This window comes from Methylovulum psychrotolerans, from assembly GCF_002923755.1.
GTDB lineage: Bacteria > Pseudomonadota > Gammaproteobacteria > Methylococcales > Methylomonadaceae > Methylovulum > Methylovulum psychrotolerans.
Map to the genome: position 1 here is coordinate 47,345 of NZ_PGFZ01000009.1, position 19,824 is coordinate 67,168.

General features: G+C 45.0%; 21 protein-coding genes. 19 read left to right on the forward strand and 2 right to left on the reverse strand.

Features of this window, described 5'->3' with window-relative positions:
• The first annotated feature begins 465 nt into the window (after positions 1-465).
• Complete coding sequence (locus tag AADEFJLK_RS17560; protein ID WP_103975161.1) at positions 466-774, forward strand: HU family DNA-binding protein; 309 nt, start codon at positions 466-468, stop codon at positions 772-774.
• Positions 775-856: 82 nt separating this feature from the next.
• Entirely contained in the window at positions 857-1,570 is a 714-nt protein-coding gene (gene phoU, locus AADEFJLK_RS17565; RefSeq protein ID WP_103975162.1) for a phosphate signaling complex protein PhoU, read from the forward strand.
• A 73-nt stretch (positions 1,571-1,643) separates the two neighbouring features.
• Here the strand turns inward: phoU and AADEFJLK_RS17570 are convergent, their stop codons facing one another.
• Positions 1,644-2,411 carry a hypothetical protein gene (locus AADEFJLK_RS17570; protein WP_103975163.1) on the reverse strand — a complete coding sequence of 256 codons (768 nt, stop codon included), beginning with the start codon at positions 2,409-2,411 and terminating at the stop codon, positions 1,644-1,646.
• Between the two features lie 361 nt (positions 2,412-2,772).
• Here AADEFJLK_RS17570 and AADEFJLK_RS17575 point away from each other — a divergent pair, with 361 nt between their 5' ends.
• The 17 genes from AADEFJLK_RS17575 (at position 2,773) to AADEFJLK_RS17650 (ending at position 19,027) form a co-directional block, all read left to right on the forward strand.
• Complete coding sequence (locus AADEFJLK_RS17575) at positions 2,773-3,678, forward strand: ParA family protein (protein WP_103975164.1); 906 nt, start codon at positions 2,773-2,775, stop codon at positions 3,676-3,678.
• A gap of 8 nt (positions 3,679-3,686) precedes the next feature.
• Positions 3,687-4,637 (forward strand): ParB/RepB/Spo0J family partition protein, encoded by a 951-nt coding sequence (locus tag AADEFJLK_RS17580; protein ID WP_103975165.1) that lies wholly within the window; start codon positions 3,687-3,689, stop codon positions 4,635-4,637.
• 431 nt (positions 4,638-5,068) lie between these two features.
• A complete protein-coding gene (locus tag AADEFJLK_RS17585) occupies positions 5,069-6,031 on the forward strand; it encodes an AAA family ATPase (protein ID WP_103975166.1) in 963 nt (320 codons plus the stop codon).
• Positions 6,032-6,186: 155 nt separating this feature from the next.
• Positions 6,187-7,407: a DUF3150 domain-containing protein gene (locus AADEFJLK_RS17590; protein WP_103975167.1), complete on the forward strand. Its 1,221-nt coding sequence runs from the start codon at positions 6,187-6,189 to the stop codon at positions 7,405-7,407.
• Positions 7,408-7,496: 89 nt separating this feature from the next.
• Positions 7,497-7,919: a hypothetical protein gene (locus tag AADEFJLK_RS24105; protein ID WP_146054640.1), complete on the forward strand. Its 423-nt coding sequence runs from the start codon at positions 7,497-7,499 to the stop codon at positions 7,917-7,919.
• Between the two features lie 84 nt (positions 7,920-8,003).
• Positions 8,004-8,567, forward strand: a complete 564-nt coding sequence (locus tag AADEFJLK_RS17595; RefSeq protein ID WP_146054641.1) for a hypothetical protein — start codon at positions 8,004-8,006, stop codon at positions 8,565-8,567.
• A gap of 84 nt (positions 8,568-8,651) precedes the next feature.
• A complete protein-coding gene (locus tag AADEFJLK_RS17600; protein WP_170065157.1) occupies positions 8,652-10,283 on the forward strand; it encodes a cobaltochelatase CobT-related protein in 1,632 nt (543 codons plus the stop codon).
• Between the two features lie 197 nt (positions 10,284-10,480).
• Positions 10,481-11,380 carry a hypothetical protein gene (locus tag AADEFJLK_RS17605; RefSeq protein WP_103975170.1) on the forward strand — a complete coding sequence of 300 codons (900 nt, stop codon included), beginning with the start codon at positions 10,481-10,483 and terminating at the stop codon, positions 11,378-11,380.
• A gap of 522 nt (positions 11,381-11,902) precedes the next feature.
• Positions 11,903-12,043, forward strand: coding sequence for a hypothetical protein (locus AADEFJLK_RS24695; RefSeq protein ID WP_170065158.1), 141 nt, complete (start codon positions 11,903-11,905; stop codon positions 12,041-12,043).
• Positions 12,044-12,179: 136 nt separating this feature from the next.
• A complete protein-coding gene (locus tag AADEFJLK_RS17610) occupies positions 12,180-12,536 on the forward strand; it encodes a single-stranded DNA-binding protein (protein ID WP_103975171.1) in 357 nt (118 codons plus the stop codon).
• A 148-nt stretch (positions 12,537-12,684) separates the two neighbouring features.
• On the forward strand, positions 12,685-13,041 hold the full coding sequence (locus AADEFJLK_RS17615) for a hypothetical protein (protein WP_103975172.1): 357 nt from the start codon (positions 12,685-12,687) through the stop codon (positions 13,039-13,041).
• Between the two features lie 65 nt (positions 13,042-13,106).
• Complete coding sequence (locus AADEFJLK_RS17620; RefSeq protein ID WP_103975173.1) at positions 13,107-13,580, forward strand: hypothetical protein; 474 nt, start codon at positions 13,107-13,109, stop codon at positions 13,578-13,580.
• A gap of 583 nt (positions 13,581-14,163) precedes the next feature.
• Complete coding sequence (locus tag AADEFJLK_RS17630) at positions 14,164-14,529, forward strand: DUF6876 family protein (RefSeq protein WP_211299248.1); 366 nt, start codon at positions 14,164-14,166, stop codon at positions 14,527-14,529.
• A 390-nt stretch (positions 14,530-14,919) separates the two neighbouring features.
• On the forward strand, positions 14,920-16,524 hold the full coding sequence (locus tag AADEFJLK_RS17635) for an ATP-binding protein (protein WP_103975176.1): 1,605 nt from the start codon (positions 14,920-14,922) through the stop codon (positions 16,522-16,524).
• A gap of 129 nt (positions 16,525-16,653) precedes the next feature.
• Complete coding sequence (locus AADEFJLK_RS17640) at positions 16,654-17,484, forward strand: cysteine protease (protein ID WP_146054642.1); 831 nt, start codon at positions 16,654-16,656, stop codon at positions 17,482-17,484.
• A gap of 221 nt (positions 17,485-17,705) precedes the next feature.
• The gene (locus tag AADEFJLK_RS17645) at positions 17,706-17,936 is read left to right on the forward strand and encodes a hypothetical protein (RefSeq protein ID WP_146054643.1); all 231 of its coding nucleotides are present in this window, start codon (positions 17,706-17,708) and stop codon (positions 17,934-17,936) included.
• Complete coding sequence (locus AADEFJLK_RS17650; protein ID WP_103975179.1) at positions 17,933-19,027, forward strand: DUF7146 domain-containing protein; 1,095 nt, start codon at positions 17,933-17,935, stop codon at positions 19,025-19,027. Before AADEFJLK_RS17645 ends, AADEFJLK_RS17650 begins: the two co-directional genes overlap by 4 nt.
• Positions 19,028-19,185: 158 nt before the next feature.
• Here AADEFJLK_RS17650 and AADEFJLK_RS17655 read toward each other — a convergent pair.
• Positions 19,186-19,824: XRE family transcriptional regulator (locus AADEFJLK_RS17655; protein ID WP_211299249.1), on the reverse strand; the 639-nt coding region annotated here is incomplete at its 5' end.

Genomic DNA, 19,824 nt, shown 5'->3' on the forward strand with positions numbered 1-19,824 from the left:
CCTTTGTCATTCAAATAACCCGCACATTGGGTAACTTGCCTTGTAGGGATAGCTACTACCATCATTTCTAAAAAACTAATGATTGCCGTTAGTTTTTTAAGTCAGTCTGCTCCCCTGCTTAACCGCCCGGCCTATAGCTATCTGCGATAATTAAAGACAGGTTTTGGTTAGCGGCAGGTCTATACGCTTTTTCGCATAGCACTTTGGCTTGTTTTTGGGCTTGGCTGGAGTATCACGGCACTTCAAAATGACAGCAGGGCAAGCGCATGTAAATTAAACGCTTTTATAATCAATAAGATATGGGAATAAAAAAGCCTCAATAAATGCCAATTCTTATACAAAACATTGAGTATACGATAATTTAAAAAATCAAATGCGTTTACCCTGAAAATGACGGCGCAAATTAGGTGGGGTTACATCGGAAATGTTAAAATAACCGATTTTTAGATGACAAGGATGCTTTCCATGAACCTATCAGACTTGATAAAGAATTTAAGCGCGAGACAACCGCACCTGACGGCCGAGGCTGTCGGGCCTATTGTGGGTTGCATCTTAAAGTCCCTCACTGAAGCGGTCATCCAAGGTGAGCGCATTGAAATCAGGGGCTTTGGCAGTTTCACGCGCCACCGGCTGCCGCCGCGTGTTAGCCGTAACCCGAAAACGGGCGAACCCGTGCAATTGCCGTCCCGGTCAGGAATCCGTTTCAAACCGGGTAAGGAACTGAGGTTACGGGTCAATAAGTCCGGCTTTAGTATTGCTGACCCGTCAGGTTAGGAAGTGCCCCTCCAACACCCGATACCGAAATCCCGTCGCGCCTAAAACGGCACCGGCGTGAAACCAACAGCAGAAGGCCATTATGGACGACAGCAAGATACGCCGGCACATATCCCGGCAATTCAATACCGAACTCGAAGAAATACGCAATAAGGTCTTGGTGATGGGGGGATTGGTTGAACAGCAATTGGCTTTGGCCATCCAAGCGTTCACCACTAATGATATGGAAACCGCCGAATTTGTTCTGAGGCGGGATATCCTGATCAATGACATGGAAGTGGAAATTGACTTGGAATGCACTCAGACCATCGCCTTAAGGCAACCCACCGCGTTTGATTTGCGGGTGCTGCTGACGGTCATCAAGATTATCGGAGAGCTGGAAATCATCGGCGACCATGCGGAACGGATCGCCAAAATGGCCATCAAGTTGTCCGACACGGAAGGCAAACATGAGCAATACCACGAAATACTGCATATGGCCGAATTGGTCAAAAAGATGCTGCACGGGGCGTTGGACGCTTTTGCCAGAATGTCCATAGACGGCATCACCGCGATTACAGGCATGGACGGAAAGGTCGACCTTGAATATGCCGGCATTGTCAGGCAATGGGTCACCCATATGATGGAAGACCCGCGCAACATCACCCGGACGTTACACGGCCTATGGGCAGTCCGGGCATTGGAACGCATTGGCGACCATGCCTGTTACCTGTGTGAACACCTGATTTTTATGGTCAAAGGCGAAGCTGTCAGGCATTTGAGCCAACAGGAACTTGAAGCAAAGTTAAAATCCTAAACCTGCCCCATAATAAAAAACCGCCAAAAAATGGTTGTATTTTCAGGTTACAGGCGGTGGCCATCATTCCACCCTACGCAAACCGGGCGTTCCGCCCTTGGCGGTCAAGCCCCGTGTCGCGTTCAAATACCGTCACCAATATCTTATAATCATCCTTGACAAAAAATACGAAATGCAACGTGCTGTCGGGATGCCGCCACACTTCCGGCACGTCGCCGTACTTGCCGATTTTATGTTCCAACACATTCTTCGGCAGCGCCACTTTTTCAATGTCGGCATTCGATTGCAAGCGTTTTGTCAAGCTTTTCCAAGTCGTTTGCATATTAATGGTGCCGACGTGTTCGTGATACCGTTCCATCGCGTGCCTAGTGATGGCGAAATTCCCTTGTCCATTGGCGGCCTTAAATGTCTCCATACCCCGCAATGCCTCGCCGTCAACAGTCAATATATTGCCCAAATCCTCTTCAGTCGGAAACCAACCACGGTCTTTCGAGACGGTGATCTCCGCCTCCGTGTAACGGGTAAACAGCGGGTATCCGTATTCGTACAGGGAGTTGATTTGGGTTTTCCGTTGCCCCAGTTTTTTTACCGCACCTTTCGACACCACTATCACCAAGTTATGTCCGGTGAGGTTTTTGTTGAAGACGCAAACGTCACCGAGCAGGTGGCGGATAGCAACCACTTCGGCAGCAGCTGCCCTGTTTTCGCACGTCAGTGCTAACCGGACATCAAGTGCCTTCTTCCGATGTTTACCGGTTGTCCAATAGACACGGACAACCATGCCGTCACCGGACAACAATTCTGACACCGCATATACCGTCAACGTATTCTTTCCGCACATCGCTTATATTCTCCTTGCCAAACTCCGTCAATTTACCCGTTTGTATGGCGGGCACTTTCATGTCGGTGTCGGAAAGCTATTTGGTGATATTGAGATAAGCCCAATCCGACAAGTTGGCGGGCAGAATCGTGTGGAACTCGCCGCCGCCGAAACCCATCGGTTATGCCTTTAAATTCCCATAATAGTCTTTAGTCGACATACCGCATGTCATACGCAACATATTGAAAAATAAAAATTATACTTTTCATAGGATTCAGTTGCAATAATCTTTTGCCCAAATTTTTAGATTCAATAAAGTGTCCAATGATTGGACACTTTATTTTAAATTGTATCCATTGCGTCATTATTTGTTGGGTGTATAATGAAATCTTTACCTGGTGAGGATTTACAGATGCAAGCAAGCCAAGACAATGCCTATCTTTGTCCGATTATTGCGGTTTATAATCAAAAAGGCGGGGTTGGCAAAACCACCACGGTCGTCAATTTGGCGGCTGAATTCGGCAGGAAAGGTTGCGCCGTGTTGGTGATAGATGTTGACCCGCAAGCCAACGCGTCGACCCATATCGGGGCTATTGACCCCAACCTATATGAGAAAAATGCAATAGCATTATTCTGTGATAAAAAAACCCGAACCGACATTGCCCATCTGGGTGCTTTAATCAGCCAAGATGTCAATGATGGCTTTGAAAATGTCTGTTACATACCCTCAACAGACCAATTGGATATTGTCGTGACCGAAACGCTGAGGATTCACTCCAACAGGCCGCTCGAAGAATTAAAGGCGCGGTTAACGCTGTTGCGGGATGCGTTTGATGTGATTCTGATTGATTGCCCCCCTGCCCTTTCTTTGCTGACCGGCAACGCCATATCGGCCGCCACCCATTTTATGATTCCTATTGACACCAGTTCTGATTATTCAAGGACGGGCTGGGTGAATTTGATGACCTACATCAAAGACAAAACCCCTGAAACCAATCCTGATTTGGTTTATCTGGGCGCATTGCTCACCCGCCATAGCGAAAGCATTAATGTCCAAAAGGCGATTGCGCAGTCTTTCGATGAATTGGAGATGGAAATGGATTTGTTTCCTGGGGTGGGCAAAAGGTTGCCCGTCTATATCCATACCTCAACCAAAGTCGGCGAAGCATCGGTGCTTAGGGAGCCTATTAGAAAAACGGCGAGAAGCAATAAGGTGACGAAAGATTACAACGATCTGGCGGATTACTTATTGGAGACGTTGTCAATTCAGCAATCATTAAAGGCCTGAGGTAACGTATGTCAACAGATCACAAAAAGCCCTCGGCACTTGAGCGCTTGCAAAGCAAGATTGCCACCAATGGCCAAACCCAGTTAAAAGCCATATCGGAAGTCAAAGAAAGAAATAGTCTAGTGAGTGCCGTTAATGAAGCAAGCCTAGATATTGAGCTAATAACGCCCAATCCTTTCCAACCCAGGAAAGTGTTTGATCATGAGAAAATAATCGAATTGGCAGAAGCCATCAAAGAAAACGGCTTGATCCAGCCAATTGCGGTGAGGGCGGCTGATGACGGCTATCAAATTATTGCGGGAGAAAGACGTTTTCGTGCGTGTAAATATCTAGGCCACACCCGCATTCAGGCAGTCATTTTTGATGCGGATGATGAAGCCACGGCAATGATGGCTATTTCTGAAAATATAGACCGGGAGGATTTGACCGATTACGAAGTCGGCCAAGCGATTCAAAACATTGCCCACTTATTTAAAAAGAAAACCGAGTTGAGTCGGTATACGGGCAAAACACGTTCGGACATTTACCGCTATTTGGCATTTAACGACCTCCCGGATTGGGTTAAAGGCAGGCTCAACGGCAATCCTAGCCTTATCAACAGGAATAATGCCCAACTGTTGGTGTCGTTCTTCAAAGAAGCGGATTATGTTGAAAGCCAGCATAAAGAGCATGTCCTTGCGGCTTTCAACATGGTTGAGGAGAGTGCATTAACCCAGACGTTGCTGATACCCAAAATCAGAAGGTTAATACGCGATGCGGAAAATCCCCGCCGACAATCGGATAATGTGGTGTCAAAAAAGTACGCCTTAAACGGAAAAAATGTCGGCGGGTTTAGTTTTGATGACAATAAGGTGATAATAAAACTTAATTCGGCATTAATCACCGATGAGGTGGCGAATTCCATTTATCAGATGGTTGCAGATGCGTTGGCTGAGCTTGATGCCGGCTCAGATAACTAAAAAGTGTCCAATGATTGGACACTTTTTTGAACGTTGATCGAATTGATGGCATTCTGTAGCGACCGTGCAACGACAATATTTCATTGGCTTTTAGCCTAATGAATTTCTCAATAGTCACACACTTATAAAAAGTGTCCAATCATTGGACACTTTTGATTAAGATTTATTATTGACTATTTTGCGTTTTATGATGAAAATTAGCCAATTTCTGTGGTTTCCTTTGGAAACCAGAAAAAGTGCCAGTTCAGCACGTTAAATGACGAATAAACATTGCAACATAGAAACAAAGCAGTTTTACTGTAATTTGAAAACAACGCGGCTTGCCGCAACCTGAAAACAACACGGCCTTGCCGTAATTTACAACGAACCCACCAGGGAACCATTTCCCCGGTAGGGCATTTGTGTTTCCTGTTCAATATAGGAATATACAGATGAACAAAATTTCAGTCGCCTCCACTTTCGGCATCGATGCACCACAGGCCTTTACTGTAGATGCGTTTGTTGATGACCAACACCCTTTGATTCCTCCTAAAACAGATTATGTGTTTAGAAAGGATCATGTCCGTGACCTTCTGGCTTTTTTGTCTAAGCCTTACGGTGACGCTTATTATTTGACTGGCCCCACAGGATCGGGAAAATCGTCTTTGGTTTGCCAAATGGCAGCCCGATTAAATTATCCCGTGCAGCAAATAACCTGTCACGGCCGTTTGGATTTTAACGATCTCGTCGGGCAATTCATGATGTCTAACGGTTCTATGACGTTTGTCCACGGGCCATTGTCAGTGGCGCTTCGTGACGGGCATATTTTGATTTTGAATGAAATCGATCTAATGGACCCATCCGAACTGGCCGGATTAAACGACATTATCGAAGGTAATTCTCTGACCATTCCTCAGAACAATCGCGAAGTCATTAAGCACCATGCCCATTTCCGTTTAATTGTCACGGGCAATTCAGCGGGACAAGGCGATGCAAGCGGTTTGTATTCGGGGGTCATGCAACAAAATTTGGCGTTTATGGATCGGTTTAGAATGATGGTCGTGGATTATCCAGAGCCTTCAGTTGAAAAAGCCATACTTAACCAGAGACTGGAAGCCCTAGGCGTTCCGCTTGATTCAATCATGGATGTGGTGATCGACAACATGATTAAAGTAGCGAATGAAATCCGCCAGCTTTTTATGGGTTCAGTTGATGGTGTCGGGGCATTAACGGTAACGATGTCAACCCGGACATTAATACGCTGGCTCAATATCATGGTGAATTTCCGACGTGCCAAAAACGTGCTGCCGTATTCACTGGAACGGGCTTTATCTTTCCGGGCGGAACCTGCGCAACGTGAAGCGATCCACCGGATTGCCAAAGACATTTTTGGACATGATTGGGAGATGGCATAGCGGTTAATGTTTTATCCTTGCCGCTATTGGCAAGGCGTAATCGGTAAAGACCAGGTATCTTAACCGGAATTTTTGAAACAATTTTAACACCCCAGAAGGGCAAATCCAGCCCTGACGGGCATATTTGCCCTTCTTTACATTATTGGAGAGCAACTATGACTACAAGCACAACCGCCACTACAAACACCACCCACACAGCCGAGTTCATGCTCGACCAACTCCAAGTGGTGAAACTGACTATCCGGCTCTGGACTAGCTCCAAGAAGCTGCGCCCTGAAGACCTTAAATTGGCTGACGGCACGGTTTTGCCCCCTGACACGTTAGCGTCGCTGGGTACTAAAAAGACGATTGACCCTAAGCAGTTGCTTGAGTTTACCCGAATCAAGAAAGAAGCTGAGCGTATTTGTCTCGAAGCCGGCACCCGCTTTATCGGCGGTTTCGCAAACCCTTCTGAGGAAATACCTAGGATCGTCAATGAACTTGACGCACTTTCTCGTTTATTTGACCAAGAAAAGCAGCGCTTTTTAAACGTCTATTCAGAAAGCACCGAACACTGGATTAACCAACATCCAGATTTTGCGGATGCTATCAGAAACGCCATCGAACCTGCCGCCAGTGTGGCTCGGAAATTGGTTTTTGATTACATGGTGTTTCGGGTAAGCAAACCTCAAGGCGAGTTGGGGGATTCATTGAACAGGCATACCCTTTCATTGAGCGACCAGTTATTTAGGGAAATCGCCCAAGATGCCAAAGAGCTTATTGACCGTTCGTTTGTCGGCAAAGATTCTGTCACCGGGCGGGTTTTGAACGCTTTTCGACGTATGCGTGACAAACTGGATAGCTTGGGTTTTCTGGATTACCGTTGCTTTCCCATCGTTGACGAAATTGACAGGGTTTTAGCGTCAATACCTAAAAGTGGCCCTTACAACGGTTCTGCTTATCATGCCTTGTTCGCGTTGGGGTTATTGTTGTCCGACCCTGACAAGGTGAAGGCGCATGGTGGTGGTTTGTCACAAACGCAGGCTTCATGGCCTGATGATGTCGGGCAACCGTCCGCTTTTGAATCCGTCATGCCAGAAGATGATGAACAAGCGATGGCTTGGCCTAACGAAACTACATTGTTCACGTTGGATGATTATAACGCCATACAATACGTCGAAGATGATGACGAAGATGATGATGTCGGAAATCCCCGGTTACCGCCACATTTCAACAGGACTGCATTATCTGAATGGGATGCCACACAAGCCATCGTATTTACCGGGGCTGTGCAACAACCCACCACAGATGTAGCCGATGCAAAAACTGACGGTAACGTCGTAAAAACACAGATTCCTGTCCCTGCCATCAATAGCACCAATGACATGTGGTTCTGACAGAATCCCATGTAATCTAATCTTACCCGGCGGGTGCCAACTATCCGTATGGGCAGTTCGTATCCGCCATCAACTATTTGGAGATAGCTATGCGAACAATATGCCCACAAGTAAGTGGTATCTATGAAAACAACAACCATGCTGATCCAAGTGATCCTTATGCTTTCCTGATGCTCAAAAAAGACCATCCAGGACGGGAGTTAATTTCAACTAATGCTTTTAAGGTAAATGTATCAGGTGAAATTGACCCAAACCATAAACATCCGCTTGATTGCTTTGCCCGTGATTTTGGAGATTTTATCAAACCAATTTATCGTCCCATTGACAACGAACTCTTTGATGCGCTCGATTTAGTTTTCCAATTAGCATCATCAAATTGTTTAGACAATGAATACGATATCGAAAATGCTGGTGATGAAATTTGTTATGAGATTGCAACAGAGTGTAAGCGACAACGTACTGCACTTAATTTAGTGAATGACTACCTTGCAAATCATCCATTGGTAGTCTGATAAGCAACACTTAAATTTTTACCCACGGGAAAGCAATTTTCCCGTTTAGGGTTCTCTTGCTTTCCCTTCATTAAAGGAAAGCAAATGGGATATACACATAATTTTCAAATAACAAGACGACCAACTCAAGAAAATTGGGCGCATCTCATGTTTGATGTTGAACATCTAATTAAAACGTTGCCCAGTTATCATGAATTGATAAACCTTGGTTCTGATGTCGACAAGGGCATTGTCCTGCGCGGCCCGATGGGTGATAAAAAGCCTATCTGCAATTCAAGAAAGATTGCCTTCAATGGTGACTCCTTAACGGATTCCGCCTGCGAAACCTTCTTGTTAGCCCCCAAAGTCATGGCTGATTCATGCAAAACAGCCCGCCAGCCCTACGATTTTGTGGTCTGCGCGTCATTGGTTCTTGGTTTTTTGCACATCCCTGATTTTGTGCTTACCAGCGATGGTGACACGGATGACTGGCTTCCTGCCGTATCTTGGGTGCGCCAGAATATCAATCCGGCTGCGGTGATGCCGTCTGCTATCAAGGAGGTTAAATCCAATGTGACGGCGGAACCCCCACCAAAATCGGCAGCTACCCAAACGCTGTCAGTGTATTTCACCACTATGCCATTGTCTGTTCCAGACGCCTATTTCTGAAACAGACGATTTTATAACCCAACTGGGGCAACCATACGCCCCAATGGGGACATGGTTTGCCCCGTACCTTTACTGGAGCAAACCATGAAACAAAACAGAACGTTAAACGGCGCATTCCCGATTGTCGCCGCCGCCTTGGGCAATAGCTTGGGCGTAAAAGTCAGGGTCGGCGGATGTGTTGCCCAAACTGACGGCAAGACAATCACCATTCCGGCGTATAACCAGGATGACCCGTATTATAAGGACATTGCTTGGGGATATTTGGCGCACGAAGCGGCACATGTGCGGTTCAGTGATTTTGATGAATTCACACGCGCTGCAACCAACCCAATCCGCAGAACAATGGTCAATATCCTAGAGGATATCCGCATCGAAAGCGGCATCATCAGGCTTTATCCAGGGACTAAACAGACCCTACAAAAAATGGATGAACACTTGTTCTTGGGCAATAACAGCCGTTCAGACAAACCAATGGCACCCGCCACCATTTTGTCGAATTTTATGTTATTGAGGTTGAGTGCCGATGTCCTGGGCTTCAAGTCCCTAAATGATGTGGCAGATGCAGCTGAAGCGGATCTGGCAAAGACTTTTCCTGAAGCGTCGGTCACACGTCTGATGGCCTTGCTCTCCGACGTGCCTTTCCTACAAAACACCCGTGACTGTGTCAGATTAGCTGACCGCATATTACGGATGTTTGAAGAGGAACGGGAGACAGCGGCACAACATGAACATCAGGAGCAATTCCCGGAATCTCCACCAGAAGATAGTCCACAACCTCCTGGTCAGGCTAATGATGTGCAAGCTCAAGAACAGGAACAAACGCAATTTTACCAAATCCTCTCTTCCGTCCTGAATGCGTCTGACGAGGATTTGCCCGTAGACCGTGCAGAAACCATCAGGGACATTTTGGACGGGCAGCACCAAGCCTGTTATGACGAAGATGTTGAATTGCCCGTTGCTAGGAAGCCTGAATGTAATGCCGTTCTTGGCCAAGAACTATTAAAAAAGGTACTTGGTCACTCTGCCCGCCTCAGGTTGGCTCTGCAAAGCTTTGTACAAGGAAGCCAAAACCACAGCCGAAGCCACAAACGCTCCGGCAACAAAATTGACGGCAGCCGTTTGCACAAGTTGGCTTTAGGCGATTCAAGGTTGTTCGTACATCAAGCACCAAAACAATCGCCGAATGCGGCGTTTGCCATCCTTATTGACGCTTCAGTTTCCATGAACACAGAGGTCGCCGACACCGGACAAAACCGGATTGGGTTGGCGATGGAAGCGGCCTTGGCCCTGGCGTTGGCATTGGAAGCAATTCCTGGCGTCAATCCATCCGTGACCAAGTTCCCGTATGAAGATACCAACGACGTAGTTCCCCTATTGCGGCATGGGCAAAAAGTCAGACCCAATGCTGCGGCTTTTTTGCCTGTCACTAGCGGATTAACGCCGCTGTGTTCGGCTTTATGGTATACCGCTTCTTCCGTATTGTCGGCACGCGAGCATCGCAAAATCATTATGGTGCTTAATGACGGACAACCTGATAATTTGGATGCCACAAGGTCTGTCATTAGACGTTGCGAAGCATCTGGGATAGAGCTCATAGGTGTCGGTATTGGTTATGACACCAGCCACTTGTTCAGCAGGTCAATTGTTATTAACGACCTGTCTGAATTGGGTACCCAACTGTTTCGCATCAGCCGGGATTTATTGGTTGCCGCTTAACGAAATTGATTTCGGCTTTTCCTTTAATTAGCGTTTTTAACCCAATCGGGAAATTTCCCGGTGATGGGCATTTTCCCGATTTTTTCACGAGAAAAATATATGCCTGTTTTTAAGATAAACCCGAATATCAGCTCCAAATACCAGCAGGAACTAGGGGCAAGGTTGTCCCTAATTTCAGTTTGCTATTGGAGAACCTTATGAGCCAAGTCGATTCCAATTTATTCGACACTTATCCAGAATTACTGAGTTACCCACAATGTCAGTACAGCGATATTGAAATACAGGGTGTCGTCGAGATTAACAGTGACGGCCAGACAGAAACCCAGTGCCAAATAGATGACGAAAATCCACATTTTTTTTCAGTTTATATCAGGCACAAGGACGGTTGCAGCGAAGTCATCGCCGATGCGGGGCTTAGCAAGCTTAACGTTTTGCGTGAGTTTTCCCAAAGATTGGCTGACCGGCACCAATGGCGCTATAAAGATTATACGCTGGGCCAGGCTTATTGGCTTGATGTGTCGCAGATGGCGGGTCATCTTGAAGCCCATGCCCTCAATCAAAAAACTTGGTTTTGCAGGTTATGCAAACAACCGACAAAGCTTATCTTCGGCACGCTGTCGCTCTGTCAACAATGCCTGGGACTTTTGCCACATATCGGAACTAAGATTATTTCCATCCAAGGCAAAATGTCCGAGACAACAAATGCCGTTGATATTCTGACTGTTAATAACTCGGAGGGCGTTGTCGACGGCATATTTCCAGAACAGGAAAACTGCTTTTCTGTCGTGTTTCAAAATGGTGTGACGCAATTTTTAAGTCCTAGGGAAATCACCGACACCCATAACTACCGGATCATCAAAAAACATGATGTGCATTGTTATGTTGTGGTCAGGGTTTCCGCTAGGGGCATTGAAGCCGAAAGCCACCAGGCAGCAATTGAAAAAGCCGAAGCGGCGCTTGATTTTCATGCCATGCTGAGTACCGGAGCGGATATGGAATATGCCGAAATAGTTATCGGGCATACTGTTGATGAATTAGGTGATGAAAACTACCTGAACACTGGCCACTACAAAGCCCAATACGCCCCATTTTTTTAGGCTCACCAAATGGGGCATTTTTGGGCAAGACTTGCCATTCAATTGTTAATGGCTGTCAGATTATCGGCGGACGGCAAAGACATTTTCGGCCATTTAACGCCCAAAACGTCACTGTACGATTGAACTACAGCACAAAAGCAACGTATTTCAATACGGCACAAAAATATTCCAAAAGGAACTGTTAAATCGTGTCTTTTGGCCTTAACCACTTGACGGTATTGGTATAAAATACAGTCAACGCCATTGCGGAATTTACTGTTTGCGTATTGCTTAAAGACGGTTTTAACGAATTTTTGTAGCTCCCTACGGGACTCAAAAGCCAGTGCCAGTTCAGCACTTTAAATGACGAATAAACATTGCGACATAGAAACAAAGCAGTTTTACTGTGATTTGAAAACAACGCGGTTCGCCGTAATCTGAAAACAACACGGCCTTGCCGTAATTTTAAACATTCACCTGCTGGGGAAATCACTTCCTTAGTCGGGTAACGTGTGTTTCCCCGGTTTTACCGAGGATACACACATGAAAAGCATCATCATTTTAACGTTAGTATTAGGCACTGTCGGCACAGCATTATCTGCCGGTAAACAAGCGTTTGACACAACCGTTCAATTAAACCAACAACGTCATGCACAAATTGCTGCACTGACTACAAACCCTTAAATTTTAGGCAACTTAGCGTTTCTAAATTTTAACTTTCATCTGAGGATCGCTGTCCTCATAAACATCCTTTGGGAGACTTTTGCTCCCTTTGGGTCGCATACAGGTCTCCCTCTTTAATTGATTGGAGATTTTTAATATGCATAACAGTGTCACACTTGTTGGCCGTTTAGGTAAAGAACCTGAAATTCGTTACACTCAGGAACAAGCACCTATTGCGACCCTATCTATCGCCACCACCGAGTATCGTAAGGATGGCGCTGCTTCCCATACCGAATGGCATCGCGTCGTTTTGTTTGGCAAATTGGCTGAAATCGTCCGTGACCGTAATCCGAAAAAAGGGTCGATGATTCTTATCGAAGGCTCACTTCGCACACGCAAATGGCAAGATTCCGCCAAAGTCGATCGTTACACCACTGAAATTATTGCCAACATTTATACAGAACTCGGCTCAAAATCCGAGCATTCTTCAAATGCTTCTGACAATCCATTTTAGCGTTGTTTATCAATATGAAATTGGATTAGTATCTGCCTAATGTCATTGACATTTGGCTTTTCTATTTCCTAATTTCCATTTCCCCCGCCGGGACAGCTTTTAGCCCTTTCAGGACTTAAGGTGTTCCGGCATTTTTTTAGGAGGTCACATGGTAAAGACATTTCAAACGCCTGCCCAACAGTACGCCCATGATAAGTCAAATTTCGATATTTTTAACGATTACGATTTTTTATGGGGTAAAGAGTCGGATTCCACTACGCCTTGGTCGGAGTCGGATATTTTGTGCCTATGTGAAAAATTGTTGGAATCATCACTTGCCAGCTTGTTGGATAGCAGACGTTCATGGAATACCAGAAAAGAAATCTATTTTTGGATTCTGAACGAATCTGACAAAAATCCTTTCAGTTTCAACAATTGTTGCCAATTTACCGGTGTTGACCACGATGTCATCAGGGATTTTGTCATGCAAAAATTCAAACCACAGCTGCTTCGCCAGCTCCATTAAACCCATAAGGGGCAATTCCCCTTTTATGGAGTTATTGCCCCTAAAATGAATAGAGGTATTAACTCATGCCAGAAAAATCAAAATTTATCGTAACTTACGAAATCAATTACGTCCATCGTGTTCAAGTAGGCTTTTTAGCCACCGATAAAGATGCGGCAATTCTCTCTGCAAAAGAGGCATTTGATAATGGCACAATTTGGGATGACACCCATGAAATGCCCTTGTTATATGACCAATATATTGAAGTCGGTGACGATTCCTTAACGTTCAGCGCAGAACCCGTTTCCGATTTCCCGGAACCCGATGAGTCTATAATCGATATCCGCCGCAAAGAGCAAGCTTTCACAGATTGTGACTCCTTGCTTAAAGACGTGGGTTCTGGATTGAATTTTGCGATGGAAGTTTTTAGTGGGTTGCGATCAGTTCAGCCCGAAAATGCAACGCCAGCTTTTGAGTGCCCCGACTGCGGCCGTGTTTACGACGATGCCAACCAATGCCTTTCGGACGATTGCCCATCACGGGACGCATCAACTAAATAAAGTCCCGTCCGAGCCTTAATATTTTTTACTGGCCTTACATATCCATTTTCTGGAAGCCAACTCACGATAACTACAACTTATGAAAATCCTGTAAGGAACCACATATCCTTAACGGATGCTGAGTTTCTTGCAGGCTTAAATATCCTGGAGAAACACATGCAAACAAGCTGTATACAACAAACACATCAAGTGTCTATTGGACAAGACGAAGTAATTTTCACTCACGCCGAAAGCGTCCGTTTTTGGCGGCTCAACAGCATCATGGCGTTACGCGCATGTCGAGCAGAGGAATGCCTAGCCGTTGACCCTGATCATTTAAGCGTAATCAGAGCCGATAACGCCGAGCTTGTCAAACTTGAAGCGCGGGAAAAAGCAGTCAAAGCCCGTCATGCCCGGATATACAACACCGGCTGTAGAAAACACTAGAACTCAACAAACCTATGAATTTGCTGCTTACTGATTTTTTAAAACCCATTTTTTGACAGAAAACTAAGACAGCCAAATCTATAAACTATCCTGCAAGGATTCACAATCCTTAATGGATGCTGTGTTCCTTGCGGTGACCAACTTCCTGGAGAAACACATGCAAACAAAATACACAGCAGAAACACTGAAATTGGCCCTTGACCAATACATAGGCACGGAGAATTGGTACCATCACTCCTTATTGAAAAAATTTCTTTATACTGATGGCGCCCAATTTTTCTTTCAAGAAACAGAAAGCTATTGGTTGCTTGACCTGATTACCTTTGAATATTTTCCCTTATTGCAACATGAGCCGTTTTTGTCGATTGTCGTCGAATCAGAATCACAGCAATGCAAAATCTGTGTTGATGATGGCAATGGTAATGTGCTGGCAACTAAGCATATTTCTTTTAGCACATTAATTTCCGGTATTTGGAAGTTCTATTTGATTGACAACGTATTGATGCTTCCGACTGAATATTGATTGGGATACGGTTACAACAGTTAGCCTGCTGAATGTGACTATGCTAAATATCACCTGATAAAATATACATTTTAATGTTTTATCTTAATTTTTTGATGACAATTGTATATACTCTTGTCATCTTTCCAGAATGCAAAGCTTATGTATTGCGGAAAGATGGATTTTTGTGGTTCCTTTTTGGACCCGAAAGATGTGCCAGTTCAGCACTTTAAATGACGAATAAACATTGAGACATAGAAACAAAGCAGTTTTACTGTACCCTAAAAACAACGCGGCATTGCCGCAATCTGAAAACAACACGGCTTTGCCGTAATCTAAATCAACCCACCGGGGAACCACTTCCCAGGTCGGGCATTTGTGCGTTCCCTGGCATTTATTGAGGACTCACAAATGCAACAAACTCTCTTGACAGTCAACCCAACCAAATTGGTTAACGCATTAAGGCACAGTTTCACTAACAACACTACTGTGTTGGGGGAGCTGATGCAAAACTCCCGCCGTGCACAAGCGACATCGGTTGAATTCCTTTTTGACCACCCAACTAACACACTTACCGTCATTGATGACGGTTGCGGCATCGAATCCATCGATACACTGCTTACTGTTGCAGAATCAGGATGGAATGCCGATGTTATTGCTCAAGAACATCCGTTTGGCATTGGTTTTTTATCCGCTTTGTACGCTTGCCAGCATATCACTGTCGTCAGCAAAAGCGGGAAACTGATGTCAAATACAGATGAGATACTCACATTCCAACCGATTTCGATAGTACCTGTCGATAATTGGGACGGAAAAACGGTTATCACGTTGCAAGAAATTGGGTTGGAGTTTGAGCAAATCAAACGCAAGCTGATAGAACTAGCGCGTGGCTTCCCAACGCCTATCGTCTTTGATGGACAGCTTCTCAGCCGAGATTGCGCCATTGATACTTCGAGTGAATTTATCGATACCGAAATCGGATCAATACGTTTGGCTATGGATAACAAAGAAAGTTGTGTCGATATTGATGTTTACTTTCAAGGTCTGCCCATTTATCGCACCAACAGAACTTTTCGTGATGCCATTCCAAGGCATATCATTCATCTCGATCCGTCCAAGTTTATAGCCAGGCTTCCTGACCGCGACAAATTGGTGGATGAAGAAAATGCGATCAAAACAATCAGAAGTACACTCGCTAAATATATTGAGGACTATTATCTGAAATTGAAAGCGACTGTTGATCCAATGGATTTTGTCACAAACTATCAAATGTTAAATAGTTGGTATTTGCTTCATTTGCTGAACGATGTTCCTGTTGTGCCTGCTTGTGTTTTGCAAACTTTCGTTGATTATCCCAATTGTGACGAATCTGGATTTGGATACTATTTATCTCCGTCCAATGCGGTGTTAACATTGGCCGAGCTTAACAGCAAAGGTGTCGTCAGTATGGATGAGTGTGTTAAATACGATGGGGCTTTATGCCATACGTTTGCTATGCAGAAAGGCTATTATGTTTATCATGGCGGGCTGCATCCTGAACATTGGATACACCAGTTAGTCAAGAAATTAGAAAAACCAACGGTTGAGCTGGTTAATGAAACCCGATCAGCACTATTTAAAGGCGATTGGGTCTGGGTTCAAGTCCGTTTTTGTGATTCTTATGAAATTACAGTTGGCGGCGAAACTATCGAAATTAATGGTCATACCATTTATTTGGGTGAAGATAATGGCAATGAAGTAGTAATGCCGCGTTTGGGCAATACGTCTGGCGTGTTGACACAAATATCTTCTTATCGTGATGACAATGAGGATTTCCAGCAATCTGCTTATGAATCCGACCAAGCGGCATTATATTCTTTCTGTGTGGCTAATCGGACGGATGACCCGCTTGTCAGCATCCAGCAACTTTTGCCGACACATCTTCCGTGTCCAATATTGTATGGAAATAGTTTCCATCTTCATGTCAATGCGGATGGCAATGTGACTGTTACCACGCTTGAAAAAATGGTTGCTTAGAGTAGCCCGAAGAAAATTGTTAAACCCTGAACAATCTTCATAACTTTTATATCCCTGCGGGAAAATTCATTTTCCCAGCCGTGGACACTGTTTTTTCCCGCACCGTCTGCCTAGTGCCGGAGAAACATGATGTCCAAATCTTTTTTTCAAAAGAACGTTGACCGCCGCAGCCGTACTGCAATGGCCAATTTTCTCAAATCACACTGCCGCTATGACACCATGCGTTCTTGGAACGGAATGACGTCATATGCCCAAAACATCAAGATTCATAATTTAGGCCTGTCATTTGAACAAGCCGACAGAGCCTATGACATGCTTGAAACCGACTACTGGAATGAAATTCGCCAGCCTATTGATACCTTCATTAGGGAACACGGCCATTCCTATACGATTGGCACCAATGGCCGATCTTCAGGTTATCTAGTTCTTTATGAATCGCATCTTGAGGTCACAGGCCATTACAGTTATTGCCCGATGTGCGGCCAAAATAACTATAAAAAAGTGCCACCGATTTTTGTGGACATGAACGCACAAACCATTGCGCAAGAAATCCTTAAAAATCCAAACGCCCACCATCCGAATGTCTATCTGCAACAGTCCACAGTCCAGGCATTGTCGATGACAGACGATGAGAAATGGATACTGGCAAATCGCCTGTCAATTGAATTACGCAACTGTTCTTTACACACCAGTTGTGGAATTTGCGGAACAACCCGCGTTAATTATCAAGTGCCGCCCAAGCGTTCGGTGGTACGAAGCAATGGCATTGATCAGGGTGAATGCTTTGACCAGGAAGATTGGACTATGTCCAGGCTTCGCGAACGGGTTGATTTGGTGTGTGCATTTGATGCAACGTGTGATGCCATCCGCGACAACTACATTGCCTTGATCGGCAATTGCCGTGTCGTAGAATCCGTGGAATATCAGCCCATCGTAGTTAAGCAGCTTGCTTGGGTTTAGCGCGACATGACACGTTATTTCCTTGAGACGAAACTGGCCTAATATCCTCTTTTATCGGCCAGCTACCTTACACAACCCTTCCGGGAGAAAACTTTTCTCCTCACAGGGGTGTTGGTTTTCTCTCGGAACTTTCTGTCTTGCCTTCCGGGACTTCCTTAATGCCCGTTGGCACGGGCATTAAGGAAGTCCCGGTGGTCGGGGCTATAACCAGGAGAAAAACCATGATTAACAATATACAAATTAAAGTTGGCCAAACCGTACAAGCTTTTTTTGAATCAGTTGATTCCGATGCAAGCTACAAAACGTTGGGGACAATTGTAGGTATAAAAAGAAAATCATATAGATCAGAATCTTTTGATGAAGCAACAATTAAATGGGAAGACGGTACAGAGTTTTCAATTGATGAGTCCTTCTTTTTTAAAACAGTCCATGTGGTTGGAGGTTTGCAATGAAGACCTTCAATTTATCTGCGGACACCGTCAGAGCGCAAGCGGCCGGGCGGTGGTTGTTTATTTTTAATGCCCTTGCGCCTGAACTTGAATTTCCGGTATCAAAACTGGGTAAGCATACGCAATGCCCCGTCCACGGCGGAAAAGATGGTTTCCGGTTATTCCGAGATGCCAATCATTCTGGCGGGGGTATTTGTAACACTTGTGGCGCTAAGACGGATGGATTTCAATTATTGATGTGGTTGCGAAGTTGGAGCTTTCCTAATGCTTTATCTCATGTTGCTGCGGTATTAGGGATAATCAATGAAGCAATCCCTGCCACTGTTTTAAAGTCCGGCATCACTCCGTCAACTACCGTAGCGGATAATGACCGGATTAGGGCTAGTCTCCGTAAAATCTGGCAGGAATCAAAACCGCTTCGGCATCCAGATGCGGAGCCTGCCAGGCTTTACTTCCGCAATAGGGGGCTGGGTGATGTGGCAATGGATTATCCAAATTTACATTTCCATCCCACATTGCAATACCGCGATGAAAACCGTCGTGTATTGGGTTACTTTCCGGCATTGCTTGCATTGCTCGAAAATAATGATGGCCCGGTCACAATCCACCGGACGTATCTCACGGGCGACGGGTTTAAAGCCGATGTCGCATTTCCGAAAAAAGTGATGCCGGCACCGTCGGACAAGAAAGTCACCGGTTCCGCCATACGTCTAGGAACACCCGCCCATGTTTTGGGCGTCACCGAAGGCATTGAATCGGCTTTGGCCGTCATCCAAGCAACCGGCATGGTGACTTGGCCATTGGTCAGTTCGTCGTTAATGCCTAACGTTGAGTTGCCCAATACTGTCAAAAAGCTGGTCATTTGGGCTGATTTGGATCGTCCGGCAACCGTAACCGGCATTCAGGCCGGTTCGGAAGCGGCGGCGAAATTGGCCCATCGGGCAATAACCCTAGGTTTGCAAGTTGAAATCCGTGAACCGAAAGGCCCTATATCGGGCAATTCAAAATCATTAGATTGCTTAGATATCTTTAACAAATACGGATCGGCAGCGTTTGCGCTCTCCAGCCCGTATTTCAAAACTAAGGGGGAGTAATGTATGTCCGGCAAATTGACACTTACTTTATCATCATAATCCCTTTTAATGCCCTGTCGCTACCTAGCCTTACTTGAAGGCTGGGCGGCGACAGGAAATTAGACAACGTTAATTTGCTTTTAATTAAAATTTTTCATAAATGCTCTAATAAACTCAACTCACCATTTGTTCAATGAAGCAATAACCCGACCTATGATTTCAAAATCAACATTATTGTCGGACACGTCCAGGGTGTAAGGCGGAAATGTGCGATTAAGCCCAGATACCAGTAACGCATTACCCTGTGACTGTAAATTATTTACCAGCACGCACTCCCCAAGTCGAAAAACAATTGCACAGCCATTCCCAATGGTTTTTCTTTGGGTATCTGCCAGCACCCAATCGTTATCTTTAATTTGAGGTGACATAGCATCCCCTTGGTTAATCACAACGACCACTTCTTTTAATGGCAAATTATTTTTAATAAACCAACTTATTGGAAAATAGACCAATTCATTTTCTTCGCAACGATTACCTTCTTCTCTTGCATATAACGGTATGCCTATAAAGTCTTTGTTATTTAGACTTAGAGCCATTGGTGATGTAATCGATTTTATTTCTTCGTGGTTTAAGCTACCAAAGAGTACCCAGTTGATATCCACTCCGTGGTTTGACAGGTTGATCAAATAAGTGGCATCTGGCACTCCCTTATTCTGTTCGTACTTGTATTGCATATTTTTCCCAACACCACCTATTGAAGCAAAATCGGTTTGATTTAGCCTAAAACGTTTTCTTTCCGACCTAATCCTGTCTCCTAA

What these genes read in the sequence shown, in the direction of transcription:
- AADEFJLK_RS17640 (WP_146054642.1), top strand. Translation starts at nt 16,654, where the DNA reads ATGTCCAAATCTTTTTTTCAAAAGAACGTTGACCGCCGCAGCCGTACT.
- AADEFJLK_RS17595 (WP_146054641.1), top strand. Translation starts at nt 8,004, where the DNA reads ATGGGATATACACATAATTTTCAAATAACAAGACGACCAACTCAAGAA.
- AADEFJLK_RS24695 (WP_170065158.1), top strand. Translation starts at nt 11,903, where the DNA reads ATGAAAAGCATCATCATTTTAACGTTAGTATTAGGCACTGTCGGCACA.
- AADEFJLK_RS17610 (WP_103975171.1), top strand. Translation starts at nt 12,180, where the DNA reads ATGCATAACAGTGTCACACTTGTTGGCCGTTTAGGTAAAGAACCTGAA.
- AADEFJLK_RS17600 (WP_170065157.1), top strand. Translation starts at nt 8,652, where the DNA reads ATGAAACAAAACAGAACGTTAAACGGCGCATTCCCGATTGTCGCCGCC.
- AADEFJLK_RS17620 (WP_103975173.1), top strand. Translation starts at nt 13,107, where the DNA reads ATGCCAGAAAAATCAAAATTTATCGTAACTTACGAAATCAATTACGTC.
- AADEFJLK_RS17575 (WP_103975164.1), top strand. Translation starts at nt 2,773, where the DNA reads ATGAAATCTTTACCTGGTGAGGATTTACAGATGCAAGCAAGCCAAGAC.
- AADEFJLK_RS17590 (WP_103975167.1), top strand. Translation starts at nt 6,187, where the DNA reads ATGACTACAAGCACAACCGCCACTACAAACACCACCCACACAGCCGAG.
- AADEFJLK_RS17605 (WP_103975170.1), top strand. Translation starts at nt 10,481, where the DNA reads ATGAGCCAAGTCGATTCCAATTTATTCGACACTTATCCAGAATTACTG.
- AADEFJLK_RS17570 (WP_103975163.1), bottom strand. Translation starts at nt 2,411, where the DNA reads ATGTGCGGAAAGAATACGTTGACGGTATATGCGGTGTCAGAATTGTTG.
- AADEFJLK_RS17630 (WP_211299248.1), top strand. Translation starts at nt 14,164, where the DNA reads ATGCAAACAAAATACACAGCAGAAACACTGAAATTGGCCCTTGACCAA.
- AADEFJLK_RS24105 (WP_146054640.1), top strand. Translation starts at nt 7,497, where the DNA reads ATGCGAACAATATGCCCACAAGTAAGTGGTATCTATGAAAACAACAAC.
- AADEFJLK_RS17635 (WP_103975176.1), top strand. Translation starts at nt 14,920, where the DNA reads ATGCAACAAACTCTCTTGACAGTCAACCCAACCAAATTGGTTAACGCA.
- AADEFJLK_RS17650 (WP_103975179.1), top strand. Translation starts at nt 17,933, where the DNA reads ATGAAGACCTTCAATTTATCTGCGGACACCGTCAGAGCGCAAGCGGCC.
- AADEFJLK_RS17645 (WP_146054643.1), top strand. Translation starts at nt 17,706, where the DNA reads ATGATTAACAATATACAAATTAAAGTTGGCCAAACCGTACAAGCTTTT.
- AADEFJLK_RS17580 (WP_103975165.1), top strand. Translation starts at nt 3,687, where the DNA reads ATGTCAACAGATCACAAAAAGCCCTCGGCACTTGAGCGCTTGCAAAGC.
- AADEFJLK_RS17615 (WP_103975172.1), top strand. Translation starts at nt 12,685, where the DNA reads ATGGTAAAGACATTTCAAACGCCTGCCCAACAGTACGCCCATGATAAG.
- AADEFJLK_RS17560 (WP_103975161.1), top strand. Translation starts at nt 466, where the DNA reads ATGAACCTATCAGACTTGATAAAGAATTTAAGCGCGAGACAACCGCAC.
- phoU (WP_103975162.1), top strand. Translation starts at nt 857, where the DNA reads ATGGACGACAGCAAGATACGCCGGCACATATCCCGGCAATTCAATACC.
- AADEFJLK_RS17585 (WP_103975166.1), top strand. Translation starts at nt 5,069, where the DNA reads ATGAACAAAATTTCAGTCGCCTCCACTTTCGGCATCGATGCACCACAG.